The organism is Nostoc sp. FACHB-892 (assembly GCF_014698795.1).
Lineage (GTDB): Bacteria > Cyanobacteriota > Cyanobacteriia > Cyanobacteriales > Nostocaceae > Nostoc.
In genome coordinates, this window is record NZ_JACJTR010000004.1 from 321,033 (window position 1) to 336,302 (window position 15,270).

The 15,270-nt window shown below is 38.2% G+C and carries 14 protein-coding genes and 2 pseudogenes; 7 read left to right on the forward strand and 9 right to left on the reverse strand.

Annotated elements, in window-relative coordinates; translation table 11 throughout:
- Positions 1-496 precede the first annotated feature (496 nt).
- Both H6G96_RS08225 and H6G96_RS08230 read left to right on the forward strand, forming a co-directional pair.
- Entirely contained in the window at positions 497-1,168 is a 672-nt protein-coding gene (locus tag H6G96_RS08225; protein WP_190910989.1) for a cadmium resistance transporter, read from the forward strand.
- A gap of 86 nt (positions 1,169-1,254) precedes the next feature.
- Positions 1,255-1,827: a pentapeptide repeat-containing protein gene (locus H6G96_RS08230; RefSeq protein WP_190910990.1), complete on the forward strand. Its 573-nt coding sequence runs from the start codon at positions 1,255-1,257 to the stop codon at positions 1,825-1,827.
- 45 nt (positions 1,828-1,872) lie between these two features.
- On the opposite strand, the gene H6G96_RS08235 is transcribed toward H6G96_RS08230, so the two are convergent.
- Positions 1,873-2,664 carry a sulfite exporter TauE/SafE family protein gene (locus H6G96_RS08235; RefSeq protein WP_190910991.1) on the reverse strand — a complete coding sequence of 264 codons (792 nt, stop codon included), beginning with the start codon at positions 2,662-2,664 and terminating at the stop codon, positions 1,873-1,875.
- A gap of 350 nt (positions 2,665-3,014) precedes the next feature.
- On the opposite strand from H6G96_RS08235, the gene H6G96_RS08240 reads away from it, so the two are divergent.
- Complete coding sequence (locus tag H6G96_RS08240) at positions 3,015-3,785, forward strand: phosphatase PAP2 family protein (protein ID WP_190910992.1); 771 nt, start codon at positions 3,015-3,017, stop codon at positions 3,783-3,785.
- A gap of 147 nt (positions 3,786-3,932) precedes the next feature.
- Positions 3,933-4,361: a hypothetical protein gene (locus H6G96_RS08245; RefSeq protein ID WP_190910993.1), complete on the forward strand. Its 429-nt coding sequence runs from the start codon at positions 3,933-3,935 to the stop codon at positions 4,359-4,361.
- Positions 4,362-4,393: 32 nt separating this feature from the next.
- Here H6G96_RS08245 and H6G96_RS08250 read toward each other — a convergent pair whose 3' ends face one another.
- Both H6G96_RS08250 and xisF read right to left on the reverse strand, forming a co-directional pair.
- Positions 4,394-5,197, reverse strand: coding sequence for a prohibitin family protein (locus tag H6G96_RS08250; protein WP_190910994.1), 804 nt, complete (start codon positions 5,195-5,197; stop codon positions 4,394-4,396).
- Positions 5,198-5,868: 671 nt separating this feature from the next.
- Positions 5,869-7,407: a fdxN element excision recombinase XisF gene (xisF, locus tag H6G96_RS08255; RefSeq protein ID WP_190910995.1), complete on the reverse strand. Its 1,539-nt coding sequence runs from the start codon at positions 7,405-7,407 to the stop codon at positions 5,869-5,871.
- 33 nt (positions 7,408-7,440) lie between these two features.
- On the opposite strand from xisF, the gene H6G96_RS08260 reads away from it, so the two are divergent.
- The gene (locus H6G96_RS08260) at positions 7,441-8,355 is read left to right on the forward strand and encodes a hydrogenase (protein ID WP_190910996.1); all 915 of its coding nucleotides are present in this window, start codon (positions 7,441-7,443) and stop codon (positions 8,353-8,355) included.
- Positions 8,356-8,542: 187 nt separating this feature from the next.
- A pseudogene (locus H6G96_RS08265) lies at positions 8,543-9,052 on the forward strand (nickel-dependent hydrogenase large subunit); the annotation flags it as partial.
- A 507-nt stretch (positions 9,053-9,559) separates the two neighbouring features.
- Here H6G96_RS08265 and H6G96_RS08270 read toward each other — a convergent pair.
- The 5 genes from H6G96_RS08270 to H6G96_RS08290 all read right to left on the reverse strand — a co-directional run bounded on the left by H6G96_RS08270 (position 9,560) and on the right by H6G96_RS08290 (position 12,819).
- Positions 9,560-9,985 (reverse strand): type II toxin-antitoxin system VapC family toxin, encoded by a 426-nt coding sequence (locus tag H6G96_RS08270; protein ID WP_010994859.1) that lies wholly within the window; start codon positions 9,983-9,985, stop codon positions 9,560-9,562.
- Positions 9,972-10,211 (reverse strand): hypothetical protein, encoded by a 240-nt coding sequence (locus H6G96_RS08275; RefSeq protein ID WP_190910997.1) that lies wholly within the window; start codon positions 10,209-10,211, stop codon positions 9,972-9,974. The genes H6G96_RS08270 and H6G96_RS08275 overlap by 14 nt, the downstream gene beginning before the upstream one ends.
- Positions 10,212-10,429: 218 nt before the next feature.
- Complete coding sequence (locus H6G96_RS08280; protein ID WP_190910998.1) at positions 10,430-10,582, reverse strand: hypothetical protein; 153 nt, start codon at positions 10,580-10,582, stop codon at positions 10,430-10,432.
- Positions 10,583-10,629: 47 nt separating this feature from the next.
- Positions 10,630-11,154 carry a hypothetical protein gene (locus H6G96_RS08285; protein ID WP_190910999.1) on the reverse strand — a complete coding sequence of 175 codons (525 nt, stop codon included), beginning with the start codon at positions 11,152-11,154 and terminating at the stop codon, positions 10,630-10,632.
- A gap of 351 nt (positions 11,155-11,505) precedes the next feature.
- Positions 11,506-12,819 (reverse strand): site-specific integrase, encoded by a 1,314-nt coding sequence (locus H6G96_RS08290; protein WP_199339449.1) that lies wholly within the window; start codon positions 12,817-12,819, stop codon positions 11,506-11,508.
- 308 nt (positions 12,820-13,127) lie between these two features.
- On the opposite strand from H6G96_RS08290, the pseudogene H6G96_RS08295 reads away from it, so the two are divergent.
- Positions 13,128-14,228, forward strand: a pseudogene (locus H6G96_RS08295) (nickel-dependent hydrogenase large subunit); the annotation flags it as partial.
- Between the two features lie 372 nt (positions 14,229-14,600).
- Here the strand turns inward: H6G96_RS08295 and H6G96_RS08300 are convergent.
- Positions 14,601-15,107, reverse strand: a complete 507-nt coding sequence (locus H6G96_RS08300) for a GNAT family N-acetyltransferase (RefSeq protein WP_190911000.1) — start codon at positions 15,105-15,107, stop codon at positions 14,601-14,603.
- Positions 15,108-15,270 lie beyond the last annotated feature (163 nt).

Consider the following 15,270-nt stretch of genomic DNA (forward strand, 5'->3'; position numbering starts at 1 on the left):
TATCCTGATTTAGTTAAAAATATATTACTTCAACATGATTTTCTTTTAACCCTACTACCAAAGGGGGACATTTAATTTGTTTCTTTATAATATACCGAGATAAATAAGGATGGTGCGTTGCACTGCGTGGCAATACCACTCATATTGGATATTTGTTTTTAATTTTATAAATTCCTGATTGTAATTAGCCTTAACACAAAAAATAGTAGTTTATTTTTAATAATCTGTGTTTATCGTTTTAATCACAAAGAGTATTTGCTTTTATTGAGCCGAAAGCAATAGTATTAATTTCAGACGCAACTTCGTATAACTTGCTGAAAAAGCACTTATTCAGGAATTACCAGTTCATTTGATAGCGATCGCTTGAAAAAAATTACAAAACTTATTGTCTGCTAATGCTAGACAGAGCAGCCTAATAAAAGTTTAATCTGCCCTCAACTTCAACATTAGAGAGGGACTAGAAAACAACAAAACTATATTCTTGCAAACAAAAAACATGAGTTGGTTAATTGGTACAATAATTATTGGGATTTCTGCTGCGATCGCAACTACTTTTGATGATAATTTGTATTTGACAGCCTTCTTTGGTAAAGTCAATCATGCCTTTCGTCCCAGGCATATTATTATCGGTGAATTTTTAGGATTCACGGCTTTAGTATTTGCCAGTCTTCCTGGTTTTTTTGGTGGTCTGATAATTCCCCATACCTGGATTGGATTACTAGGTTTTCTGCCAATCGCTATTGGAATTAATCATCTTTTGAGGAAAGAAGATAATGAAGAAACCACACAAGCTGTATCAATTAACTTAAAGCATACCAAACCTCAGCGTCAGAAGAAATCACTCTGGGGGACGATACGCGACCCACAAACCTACCGCGTTTCTGCTGTTACCATTGCTAATGGAGGAAATAATATTGGCATTTACGTACCGTTGTTTGCCAGTAGTACCCTGCCACGTTTAGGAGTAATTTTGTTAGTTTGCTATTTAACAGTTGGGTTGTGGTGTTTTCTATCTTATAACCTGACTCGTAATCCTTTAATCGCACCTGTTCTAGCTAATTATGGTCGAAAAATCTTTCCCTTTGTCTTAATTTGGTTGGGATACTCCATCTTAATGGACAGTGAAAGCTATCGACTCTTACCCACTTTTGCCATGTTTTCTAATTAAAGGATCTTTCTCAGAAATACTCTGCGTTCCTACCCTGCGACAATCTCTACGTTTAAAAACTCTCAAAAAATCACAAAAATAAACTCATGAACACACTCAACTTCAAAAAAATCACTTCCTGGATTTTAGGACTTGTAATGGTATTTTCTCTACTTAACCAACCTCACGCCCTAGCTCAAGTGGAAACATCACCTAATCTAACCCCATCCACATCTGTTCCAGTAGAATCTCCCATAGTATTACCTGCCGAATCAATTCCAGCGAATGTGAGACGTTTGTTAGAAACTAATGAATGCGTAGGATGTAACTTGAATGGAGTATCTTTTGAAGGAGCAAACCTGCAAGGCGCTAATCTAGAATCAGCAAACTTGCAAAATGTCAAATTTGAAAAAGCTAATTTACAAGGAATCAACCTCAAGTTAGCAAACTTGCAGGGAGTAGATTTAGGCAAAGCCAATATTGCACAAGCAAATCTACAAGGAGCAAATTTATTTGATGCCGATTTAGAAAAAGCCAACCTACAAGGAGCAAATTTGGAAGGGGCAAATCTCCAAAATGCTGACTTGGAGAAAACAAATCTCACTAATGCAAATATAAATGGAGCTAACTTACGCGGAGCTGAATTAGAAGGCGCAATTGGAGTTTTTGGGCGTGTTTAGGAAACTAGTGAGATAATCTTCCTTTTCATTCCAGCCCTCAGAAAACTAATAAACTAGCTTGGCACTCACCATCATTAAAATAAAGTAAACCATAAACCGCAATGGTTTTTGAGGTACAGATTGGCAGATTTTAGCTCCTAGTAATACACCTGGTACTGAGCCAAGCCATATCGGTAGGACTAAACTCCAATCAACTGTTCCCAATGTGAGATGCCCAACCGCAGTAAATAGTAGGAGAATTGCTGCTTGGGAAATATCTGTCCCTACCAACTTCTTAGCATCCAAGCGGAAAAATGTAATCAGTACTAAGGCAAACATTGAGCCGGAAGCGACGCTTGTCAAACCAACAATACAACCTAAAAATGCTCCTATACTTATTGTCTGCAAGCGTCCTAGTTGAGTTGTTAAGTCAAATTTGGGAAGTTCAGGTAAATGTAGATTAGGGAAGAAAGTCAACAGCAGCATTTGTACCAACGCTAATACTGTAACTAACAGAATTGTTAAACCTAGTAAGTGTAGGGTAATATGGTTCAGTTGATGCTCTTTTTGCTGTTTAATCAGGTGTAATATCCCTACCCCAACAAGAGAACCGGGAACGCTTCCTAAAGCTAACCATTTCACCGTCTGCAAATCAAGGGTTTTTTGTTGCCAGTGTTTGATGCTACCAACAACTTTCATCAGTGTGGCTGCAACGACATCAGAACTTACTGCCACAGCAGGCGGTACTTGAAAAACAAAAATCAACATCGGGGTAATGAGAGAAGCACCACCAACTCCTGTCAAACCAACAATAATTCCCACTAGAAAGCTGAAGAAAGGCAATAATAAAAAATCCATACTTCTGTCCTTACCTGGGGTTTTGTAGATGCGTTTGTGTTTACCTGAAACGAAAAGATTGGTTTGAATGCTGTTGTGCAAACTGTTTTAGGCAACTGCAAGTTTTAAATAAATGTGGAAAAATTTCCACTAAATACTAAATATCTACTGGCTTACCGTATTTTATATTTAAAATATAATCAAAGTCCATCTTTTTGTGAAAATATACAAAAGCTTGGTGTTAGTTTATACAAAAGCTATAGAATATTTTCTAGAAAAAGACTGTCTAGCAGATATTTATGCCTCAGTAGTAAAATAATTACTAGTTATTCAAAAAACTACTTTAATTGCAGCCAAATATCGTATTTAGTATGGCAGAGTTAGAAAAGCAAACATTACCTTCAAAACCACGGTCACCCATAGGGTTTGGGCAAAAATTGCTGATTACCCATTGGCGTTCTTTGTTGCTGCTGTCCGTGGGGGTATATGTACCACTGCAAATTTTTGGATTGCTGGCGTTCAAGGTGGAACAAAATCAAGGTGGATTTCCTTGGGATTTACCGATTTTAGTCGCGATTCACTCTGTAGCACAGCCGCAGTTAGATCAATTTGCCGTGCTGCTAACTAAAATGGGTTCTTTTTGGACTGTGTTACCTACTCTGAGTGCAATCGCTCTGATTTTACTATTTCAACGTCGTTGGCGATCGCTCACTTATTTAGTGATTACTGCGGCTGGTAGTGCCACTATCAACCGCACAGCTAAGGAATTTTGGCATAGAGTCCGTCCTGATATTTGGACTTCTGCTGCACCAGAATTTGATTATTCATTCCCTAGCGGCCATGCTATGACAAGTATGACGTTGATTGCTATTTTGGTCGTTTTAACTTGGGATAGTGTTTGGTGCTGGTTAACAGTGATGTTGGGTAGTGTGTTTATCTTGGCCATTGGCTGGACACGCCTATATTTAGGAGTACATTTTCCCAGTGACATTATTGCAGGTTGGATGGTAGCGATCGCTTGGGCAATTGGCGTGAGTTTAATTATTCGTCCATTTTCACAGTCAGCAAATATCATCAGTGAACAACCAGTGAGTGAAACGAAATTATTCCCAGAAGAACAGCAATTAATCAATGAAGAATAAAATTTTTGTATTCATAAGAATAGGCTTTTTTACACAGCATAATTACGTGTAATTTCTACCTATGTGAAATCCAACTTGTGTTTACGGCTGGACTTATTTCGTATTTTGCTTTAAACTACGGTAAGTTGCTACAATTAATGTATTATTATGACAAGTATCGAAACAGGTGATCAAGAATTTTCATCACCGACTCCAGAAAGCTTACCCAAAACATTGTTGCAGAAGCTAAGAGGTGGATTTTTCTTAGTCATTGGATATTTATTATCACCCTTATGCTGGTGGAATGATTTGGTATTCAACTTACCAATTGCTTATGCCTTCGGTTATATTTGTAGTATTTTTGCACCTAAATTACTGATGCCTTGTGTCATCATCGGTTACTGGCTATCTAACATTATTGGTATTCTTTTGATGCAAGCAGGGGCAATTGATGTTTTACAAAAACAAAGCCAAAAACACAACTTAAAAAAAGAATTATTAACAGGCTTAGTTTCTTCCACTGTGTATACTTTTTTGATTGTGGCGTTAATCCAGTTGCATATTATTGATACTCCTAATTTATTCCCTGCCACTTAACCATAAAACCAGTATTAATACTGGTTTTATGGCTATTTTAATTTTAAAATCTCATTCATATTGAAAAGTTTAGGAGCATCTTTAGACATAATTAGAGGTAATTTACCATCCCATTTTTCTATTGCCTGTCTTTCTAAAATTTCATTAGTCAAATTTTCACGTAATAATTTATTTATTTCTACTTCTCCTTTAGCTAAATTGACATTAGCCTCTGCTTGTTTTGCTGCTTTCAAGGCGATAAAATCGGCTCGTTTTGCATCTTGTTCTGCAATCTGTTTTGCCTCTACTGCCTGATTAAATTGATTAGAAAAACTGAGATTAACTAGTGAAATATCATCAACTACTATGTGGTAGTTATGCAGTCTTATAGTCAATGTATTATCAACTCCAGATTTTACTTCTCCTCGTTTAGTGACTATTTCTTCTGCCGTATACCTTGCTATCACTGCTTTTAGCACTTCTTCTATTGCTGGATTGATAATTTTTTCAACTACATCTTTTTCATCACCAATGTTTTGAAAAATTATATTAGTTTCTTCAGGTATGATATGCCAGTTTAATGCTACATTTATAAACACATTTTGTAAATCTTTAGAAGAAGCCTCAGCAGAAATTTCTTGTTTTTGAACTCTCACACTGAGTTTTTTTACAGAATTAATAATAGGAATTATTATATGTATTCCTTCTCCTAATACTGTTTCCTGTACTTCGCCAAACTGCATTAATACACCACGTTCTCCAGCATTGACGACTATAAAAGGTGTCAACAAAATTGTGATTAAAATTAAAAGTGCAGTTAGTTTACCAGCATTGCTTTTAAATTTAATTTTTTTCATGTTTAGTAACATTTGATAGTTTTAGATTTGTTGTGAAATGAACTATACATAAATTAATAAATTAACAAGTTTTTCTACGAAGAGCGATCGCTAAATATTTGATGGACTTTAATACTAATATATACTATGAGCAAATTATATTCGTCAAAAACTTTCAAATATTTTCTAAGCTTACTCACAAGTTTTTATGTGATAGTGCTGCCATTAATTTCTCTGAAAGTTTTGCTGTAAATTCACGTACTAAAAATACTTACAAATCAATATGTTGACTTAAATAATGTCCAAAAAGCACATTTATTCCACATAATTCAATTTGGTAAATGGGTGAATTTCCGTAGCTGTTCAGCGTGTATAGGAAACTTATACCAATTTGAAAAAACAATGCGACAGATGGGTAAGGGCACAACATTGTTGTGCCCTGACAAATAATTGATGTGTCGCAAACATTATTTGAATTGGTATTAGGTGTACGCTAACACTCAATTAAAAAATTAAAAGCAGCTGCGAAGTTGGTACGACGAATGAACGTTGTTCGTAGAGAACAGAAAATTTGCAACTCAAAGCTAATCTAAATTTATTAATGGAGAACGCTACAAATGAGAATTGAATCAGAGAAAGAATTTTGGTTACGCCAATTAGACGAATACCGAGAAATTGTCCGCCAAAGAAAACTAAAAAAACTCAATGCCCAAAACAACCCGTCCGTCAACAACAATACGACGGACAAGTTTATTTAGTATTCGTTTTTTATCCTCAGATGTTCGACTGTCCCAGTATTCACGATCGCAAAACATCTGCACCAACTCTTCTCGAACCAACAGGCTACGTTTTGTGATGTTTTCATACAGGCTTAAGATACTAGCAATTTGGTCACGGATACCATCTTTGGCTTTTTCTACAAAAGGATTAGTAGGCAACTTTTCCAGCCCTGCTATGGTTTCCCGCAGTTCTTTAACTTCTGTAGGTTCAAGATACTTATCTTCTTCAAAATCTACCATGCCAGCTAGCCTAGTAGCTTCGCTTACTAGCAAATCAGCCACTTGTGAATCTAAACTTCGACTACTAAGCATCTCCTTGGCATCGCAACGGCCGAGGGAGTAGTAGGTACATTGATAGTAGGCTGTATATTGCCCATTGCGATCGCGTCGGGACGACATCCGGGTTAGTGCGCCTTCACATCTACCACACTTCAATAAATTAGCGAATGGGTTAATATCTTCTTTTCTCGCAGCCCACTTATTATTGCGATTTTGGCGGATAGTGCGTTTTATTTGTTCGTGTTGTTCACGAGTAATTATCCCCTCATGGGTATCCCAGTTGCAATCCCACTGATCAAAATGCTTAATTTGTTTGCCTGACGGACTAGATGTAGTGACGTTAAATGGTGTTCCGCCTGCATGAACTGGATTTACTAAGAAGTTTTTTAGTCCAGCAGGTGACCACTGTAAGCCCGTCCAAGGGTATCGTTGATAAGTTTTTTTATGATTTTGAAATAAATCCAATTGCTCGATATCATCGGGCATTATCCGATGATTCCCTTTTGATTTTGTGCTTTTTGCATCTACTTTCCCACATACCCCAAACATCTCATTTAATACATTGCAAGTTTTTCTGGCACTACCATAACTATTAAATATTTCAAATATAAATAAAGCCAGTTCCCAAACCCTAAAATTACGCTTGCCTTCTAGTAGCGAAACACACCAACTTTCATCCTTGACGTAAGAATCATCAACAATCTTCCACCCAAACGGCGCAAACCGATGACTTTTCTTCTGAACCATACGGTGCTTACGTTCGGCAGATACACGACTGGACAACATTTTTATTTCAAATTTACTGGCTGCTAGCAAAACATCAATCGTCAACTCGCCACCCAAACTTTCTGTATCAATTGTTTGGTCTAGTGCTACTAGCCTAATACCCTTACTCCGTAATACTTCTAATAGCGAGTAAAATAGTTTTGAAGATGACCCAATGCGGTCAATCCTGGTAACAATTAAATCAGTGACAGTACCCTTTGGTGATATTTTTAAATCATCAATTAATTGCTGCAACCCATTACGCACTTCGGTTGTGCGACTTTGAATATCCCAGTAAAAGCGATCGCATCCAACATTCTTACCTCTTTCTAGTTGCTTTTTAAGAGCGTTGCGATCTTCTTGTTGCTCGATTGTCGAAACCCGACCATAAAACCATTTTTCGGTCATCTTGACAAATTTTTATTCTATAGTGACTATAGTATGTCATTCCTCAACGCTGAAGAACCGACAGTCTGCGATTTAATTGCCGACTTTGGCATCAAGGTACTTTGGCATCCCTCCTTGGGACTGGAACTAGGCGACAACTTACAGACACTGCTGCGGGATTGCATTTCTGGCGCAATTCCTTTGGATATCTTGGTATTTGAAGGCAGCGTTGTTAATGCCCCCAACGGTACTGGCGAATGGAATCGCTTTGCCGATCGCGCCATGAAAGATTGGTTAGCAGACCTCGCCAAAGTTGCTCAATTTATTGTAGCCGTGGGAGACTGTGCCACATGGGGAGGAATTCCCGCCATGTCACCCAATCCTAGCGAATCGGAAGGTTTACAATTTCTCAAGCGCCAAGAAGGTGGCTTTTTAGGTAAAGACTTTGTGTCTCAAGCCGGATTACCTGTAATTAATATACCTGGATGTCCCGCCCATCCCGACTGGATTACGCAGATATTAGTTGCGATCGCTACTGGACGCATAGCAGACATTGCTTTCGACAAACTTAATCGTCCTCAAACCTTCTTCAACACTTATACCCAAACAGGTTGTACCCGCAACGTCCACTTCGCCTACAAAGCCTCAACTGCCGAATTTGGTCAGCGTAAAGGCTGTCTATTTTATGACTTAGGTTGTCGTGGCCCCATGACTCATTCCTCCTGTAACCGCATCTTATGGAACCGCGTCTCATCCAAAACTCGCGCCGGAATGCCTTGTTTAGGTTGCACAGAACCAGAATTTCCCTTCTTTGATCTCAAACCTGGAACCGTATTTAAAACCCAAACAGTGATGGGAGTTCCCAAAGAATTACCGCCAGGAGTCAACAAAAAAGACTACGCCTTACTCACAATGGTTGCAAAAGACGCAGCACCACCTTGGGCAGAAGAAGACTTTTTTACAGTTTAGTTATTGGTCATTGGTCATTAGTCATTGGTCATTAGTCATTTGACCAATGACCGTACCCTTTAACCCTCGACGAAAAATCAAGTATTTCGACCATTTTGCAGGGGGGGCGAGTGAATAATTACCAATGATAAATGACCAGTGATAAATGACAAATGACAAGTAACAAATGACAAAGGACAAATGACAAATGACAATTCAATCATTAGATATATCGCCCGTCGGTAGAGTTGAAGGCGATTTAGATGTCCGAGTTGATATTGAACATGGAAGGGTAGTCAACGCTTGGACACACGCGGAACTATTTCGTGGATTTGAGGTTATCTTACGTGGTAAAGACCCCCAAGCCGGATTAATTGTCACACCTCGCATTTGCGGAATTTGTGGCGGTTCTCACTTGACTTGTGCATCTTGGGCATTAGATACAGCTTGGGAAACAGAAGTTCCCCGCAATGCGATTTTAGCTAGAAATCTTGGACAAATTGTCGAGACAATTCAAAGCATCCCTCGCTATTTTTATGGATTATTTGCTATTGATTTAACTAATAAAAAATACCGCAATAGTCGCTACTATGACGAAGCTGTTAGACGCTTTGCTGCCTTCACAGGCAAATCTTACGAAATAGGCATAACAATTTCCGCTAAACCCGTAGAAATTTATGCACTATTAGGCGGACAATGGCCCCACAGCAGTTATATGGAAATAAATTAGGGAATTGCTTATATAGTAAGGATTTGCCAGGATATGTGTAATTATTCCCTGGTTTTTCCTTAAATTAGGGGATAAACCCACGGTCAGCTACACCATAAGCAAAGATAGCAAGCAGTAAATCCATTTATTTTTCTCTGCTAAAAGTTATTTGCTTTTCTCAGGTATTACCTAATTTTTCCCTAACCCTAGATTAGTGATCGCAGTTAAGAAGGTCCAAGGCAAGTAGTTAAGTATAATTGTTTTCTTTATATTGAAGTATAAAGCGCGGTTTTTCTCAATATAGATACGCAAATAACAATATCTGAGTTTAAATAATTACAGGTCAGCTTATGTATAGAAGTATTGATTTATTTGGATATTGAGCGATCGCATTAACCCAAATATGTTTAACGGTGAAATTATTGAGATTCCATTAACGCACCCTATAGGATCGGCGAACTGCTTGCAGCAGAGCTAGTTCCCTCCGGGACGCTCCGCGAACGCGATCGCACTACGTCATAAAAATTCCTGAAAGAGGTTATCGAACGGTTCTGTATTTTTCCAGCGATAGGTGTTGAAGTCTCGATAATCAACCGATAAAATTTGACCATGACCTAATTCTTCTGCCAAAATAACGAGAGAGGCATCGGCTAAATCCATCGGTAAGTCTTTATATTTTTCCATCAGTTCTTCAATACGCTGGCAATGATGTTGTTTCAGATCAAAGATTTGTAGCTTTCCTGTAGAAATTTTATGAATAAAGATTTTTGGAGCATCTACTCCTACTCTTTTTTGTAATAGATAGCACGTTTCGGTGACGACACACCAAGTCGTAATAAATTGCTGATTAGCTAAATCTTGAAATCGTTTTTTTGCGGATATATGAACTGTATCTTTTTTATTGGCAAGAGCTAACCAAAAGCCTGTATCAACTATGATCATATTTTTGGTTAAGTTCATGGTCTAAGTAGTTTTTATAGTTTTTTGAGAGGTCTGTTTCAGCTTCTATGCAACCGATAAAGTCTGACCAGTCTTGCAAGGAATTTTCTGAAGATTCCTGTTGATTCAGAAGGTAGCGTTTTTTCAGGAATTCTACGAGTTGAACTATGATTTGTTGTGCATCGGGAGGAAGAGACTCAATATCTTGTTGAATTGTATCTAAGTTCATAATCTCATCTTGCTGTTTCCCTGATTATAGTTTAGCCAAAAATGTTCTTGTCCAACCAATGGGACGATTAGCAGTAGGGTGTGTTAGCGACAGCATAACGCACCGAAAATCAGTAAATAATCATAAATATGATGCGTTACACTCCGTTAATGTACCCTACAAGATTGGCGATCGCACTAAAAACCCAGTAAAGCCTTTTGAACTTCCTCCGATGAGACTTAAACTAGATTTTCAGCCGTGACATTTTCGTGCTGATGACTCAACTCAATCATTCCGCCAACAGCGTTTACAAGCCTAAGAGTTAAGGGTACTACTCCTTCAAGAACACCATAATTGCCTGTAAGTTTATTTTTGTAAAAAGGTTTACTCATTTTTGTATAATTTTATTACTTTTTTACTATAATATAATACTTTTTTCTTATTTTTGATTTGCTGAATAGATATCTGTCCATGAGTCAAATCTTTTTACTCTAGCATTCGTCCTCTGGTTATCCAAACCGAGTTCCCTACAAATAATTTTATAAATATCTGGAGGAAATCCGCCAGGAAACTCCCATTCTGTACTTCCATCTTCCATTATCACGATACCTGAGATATTTGGATACTTATAACCAAGTTGATATCTTACAATATAGTTCGAGAGTTGCTTACTATCTGTAAAACCTAAAGGACGCATCTCCGTTAGTAGTTGATGCAACTCATCAGCCTTCGTTTTCTCTAAACGATGCTTATTAGCTATTCTTGTAATTTCATTTTCTCGTAGAGCTTCTGCCTCCCTGCGTCGCTCCTCCTCTGCCGCTCTAAGTTGACTCTCTAAGTTATCTCGCTCAACACTTAGTTCATGTTTACGATCAACTCCAACCAACTCTATCGTTACAAGGTCAAGCCAACTAGGTTTTGGAGAGTCTACATTTTTCCAGATACTCTCTACTGTTTGGATCAAACCACATAATTCATGTGTATAGCTTTGAGGGATATTTTCTGTGTTTAGCCAAAGCTTACTAACTTGTTCGCCTTTTTCAGTTGTTTCAATTTCATACCAGAATTGACTGTTTCAAAAGCTTCGCTATTTTCAAATTTTTGGGCTAATTCAGGATGTTTTTTCTTGATTTTTTTATATGGAAGAAAAGGTTCTCAAAGCAAGAATAAATGATGCATTGAAAATTTAGCGATCGCACTTGAGAATCAAGACAGCCGCTACACCTGTTTTAGTTTTTAGACTTAAATGAAAGCTATTGATTTAGACTTGTTTTCTCAATCGTAATGATAAAGCTGTTCGCAGTCCTCTAGATTGTTAGATATTCTCCGAAAATTTCAACTTTTCAACTTCCAATCTCAATCTTTCATTCTCCATCCGTAGCGCCAATATTTCATTCTTCTGCAACTCAATTAACGACTTTTGACTAATTACCTCACCAAAGGCTTTTTTACGATTTTCAATCCCAAACCATCTTTGATAGGTTTTTGTATGTTCATCAACAGTATGACCTAAATTGTCTGCTGCGGCTTTGATGGGTATTCCCTGGAGATGCGCTCGAATCGCGCAAGCATGACGCAAATCGTAGGGTTGAAACTCAATTCCCACTTTTCTAAACCATCTGGATATATCTCTCCGCATCCAATTAATATTTTGCACAGATGCAATTTTTGTCACCTTTTTTTCTAAAATATTTAATGGTTTGAGATTTTGTAAATCAAATAATTCTATCCATTCTGGTACAAAGGGGATAACTTCTCGATATCCAGTTTTTGTATTTTTATTGACTTTCCAAGTATGGTCTATATTTTGGGGACACATCCACCAATTAATATCTGGTTCGACAAATAATTCCCTTGGTCTTAACCCAAAGGTTGCTAACATTCCATATACCCAACGCCACATTTCCCAGGTGTCTATTTCATCAGTGATATTTGTATTTTTGCGATTGAGGGCGAATTTTTCAAATAGGTCAAAAGAGGATACTATTTTATCATTGTCAGGTATTTCTCGATGAGCAGGAGTGACATGATCTCGTGTCACATCAAGTATAAATCCCAACTTAAAGGTTTTAATAAAAATAGAAGTTACCGCAATTAATTCATTTTTTTTATTTCCCTGAAATGAATTAATAATTTCCTCAAAATGACTTTTTGTTGACAAAGTTGTTAGAGGAAAGTTTCTTTTAATAACGGATATATAGTTAGCAAAAGTATTTTGACTAGTTATAGTTTTCTGACGGGTTTGATAATATTTTTCATCAAATGTATCTAATAATTCCCCAATAGTTTTTATCTCTTGCTTCTCTCTAGATTTAATTCCTAAATACTTCTCATTCCATTCGAAGGTATGGCGAGCGATTAATTTACCCAACTCGTAACTTTCCTCGATCGCAGTTTTCAGTCCCTCTAAATTTGCTGGTATCCCTAGAGACAAGTCATACTGCTTTTTTTCCTTACTTAAGCTGCAATCGCCTGGTTTTAACGGTAGGGTAGCCCGTAACTGGAGAGAATTCCCAGTTTGTTTAATGCTAACTCTAATTCTATCCCTCTTTAAATTAGTATTAGCTTCGACTAACTTCTGCTCAAAAACTTCTTGATAGTGTAATTCTGTTGCTTTAATTTTCGCCATTGTTCCCCTGTAGCTACCGTCTGTGGTGTTCTGCGGCTCAAAATCTGCAAAAATATCGGCGAAAAAGTCCCTTGAGTCTGCATTGGCATCCTCATCTGTAGATGGGGGATATGTCTCCGATATTAAGTTCTGGCGATGCCTGCGGCTGGCTGCGCCTACGCGATCATCTTGGTTTTGATTTTGCCCGCTCATTCCCTAAATATTCCCTTATTTATAAGCTGAAATGGTGAAAATAAAATGTTATTGCCGAGCAAAATTACTTTGTGCAATAAGTTACTCAGGAACATTTTTAGCATATCACCAGTTACCATAGCAGTTATATGGTGCCTGGTGGTGTAATGTGCGCCCCAACCCTTACAGACATTACCCGCGCTTGGGCGATTCTCGAATATTTCCGCACCAATTGGTTAGAACCAGTGTGGTTGGGTTGTTCTTTAGAACGCTATGAACAAATCCAAACTTATGATGACTTTAGAGACTGGTTGGATGAAGACCGAAATCATCGAGATTCCGATTTAGGTTTCTATTGGCGCATGGGTTTAGACATCGGTTTAGATAGATATGGTGCTGGTGTGGGTAAATATGTCACTTGGGGATATTTAGCCCATGAAGATAAATACCAAAAGCCGACTATTGAAGGACGAAATGCGGCGATGATTATGAAAAGTGGAGTGTATGACAGCTTTGCAGACACTCACGTTTTAATGGATCAGTCATTTATCCGCGAGAATACAACTCACTCTTGGTACGATGAGGGAACAGCGGATATTCACCCAAGCGATCGCACCACTAAACCCACTGCAATCAATACCAAAGACTTCGATAACGCCTACTCTTGGTCGAGTGCAGTCCTTCACAAAGACTTCGGACGTTTGGAAACAGGCCCCTTAGCTCGTCAATTAGTAGCCGGTGGTAAACATGGCGAATCTTGGCAACACTACGACGGCTTTATTCTAGATGTCTTTAAAGAAATGGGTGGTGCTAGTATTCATGTGCGCCAGCTAGCACGAGTTCACGAACTTGTCAAGTTATATCGGCAAGCTGAACACTGTTTGCGCGAATTCAAGTTAAACGACCCCTGGTATATTAAACCCACAGAAAAAGATGGCAAGGGATGGGGTGCAACGGAAGCAGCACGCGGTTCTTTATCTCACTGGGTAGAAGTGGAGGGCGGTAAAATTAAGAATTACCAAGTGATTGCCCCTGGTACTTGGAATATCGGCCCTCGTGATGGTGAAGGTATCCGAGGCCCCATTGAAGAAGCTTTAATTGGCACACCAATTTACGATTCTAGCGACCCTGTGGAAGTTGGTCATGTGGCGCGATCGTTTGATTCGTGTTTGGTGTGTACAGTCCACGCCCATGATGCAAAGACGGGTGAAGAGTTGGCGCGTTTTCGGACTGCTTAATTCTCAAAATTCTTCTGGCTTTCCATCACCGTTTCTTCAATCCATCAGTTCTTGTAGCTGTTCAAGACTCATTTAGTCGTCGTTAATGGCACTGCAAAACTTGAACAGCAGTCAACTTTAGATCAGCAAATACAAGCGAAGCGATCGCCCATATTGCCGATGAAACGAATGAATTATGGCTCTCAGTTGCCAGCATTTGGGAAATGGGGATATTTGCTACTTCAGCGATCGCTGCTGCTTATTGCGTTCATCCCCAAATAACGGATTGACCTAGACAATGACAATCTAGATTGCAGTCGGTTGCAACGCTGTGTTATGCCGCACTTACTATGATAACTAGGCGATCGCCTTCAACAGCCACAATATTTTTACCTACGATTTCTCAATTTTGAAAAATACTATGGGGTTGCCATTGACGATTTTTTCGTCCACCTTTGTCATGCCTATTCTTTCTGTTAGTTTTTGTGATTCAAGGTTTGGGTGATCACAGCTTGCTAAAAGATACTGATAGTTAAGTTCATTAAAACAATAGTCTAATATCTTGGTTGCCGCTTCGGTAGCATAACCTTTTTTGGTTGCTTCAGGCAGCAAAGCATAAACTAATTGAGGCTGTTCTTCATCAAAGAAATCCCACAAACCAACAAAGCCAATGGTTTCTTGCTCATTTTTAGTTTCAATAAACCATAAACCAAATTTTTTTTCTTCAAAACTATTCTGGCTCTGTATCATCATTTCTTCAACCTGTTGCAATGAAAAAATTTTGTCATCGCACAGATACTTTCTTACGTATGAGTCAATGAAAATAGCGTGTAGTGTGTTCAGTCCACTCTTCAAAATTGGTTTTAACAACAGCCTCTGAGTTTCAAGTATTAAAGTCATTAGTTAAGACCTCACTGCAACTCCAGCATTTTTGAGAACAGAAATATTACTCATCGTCTAGTACAGCATAGCGGAAATATAGCTACCATCTGATTAACCCAATAAAGATAAGCAAACTTCCGCCATAAGGTAAAAAACGGAATATTGAGCTTGGTTAAAACAC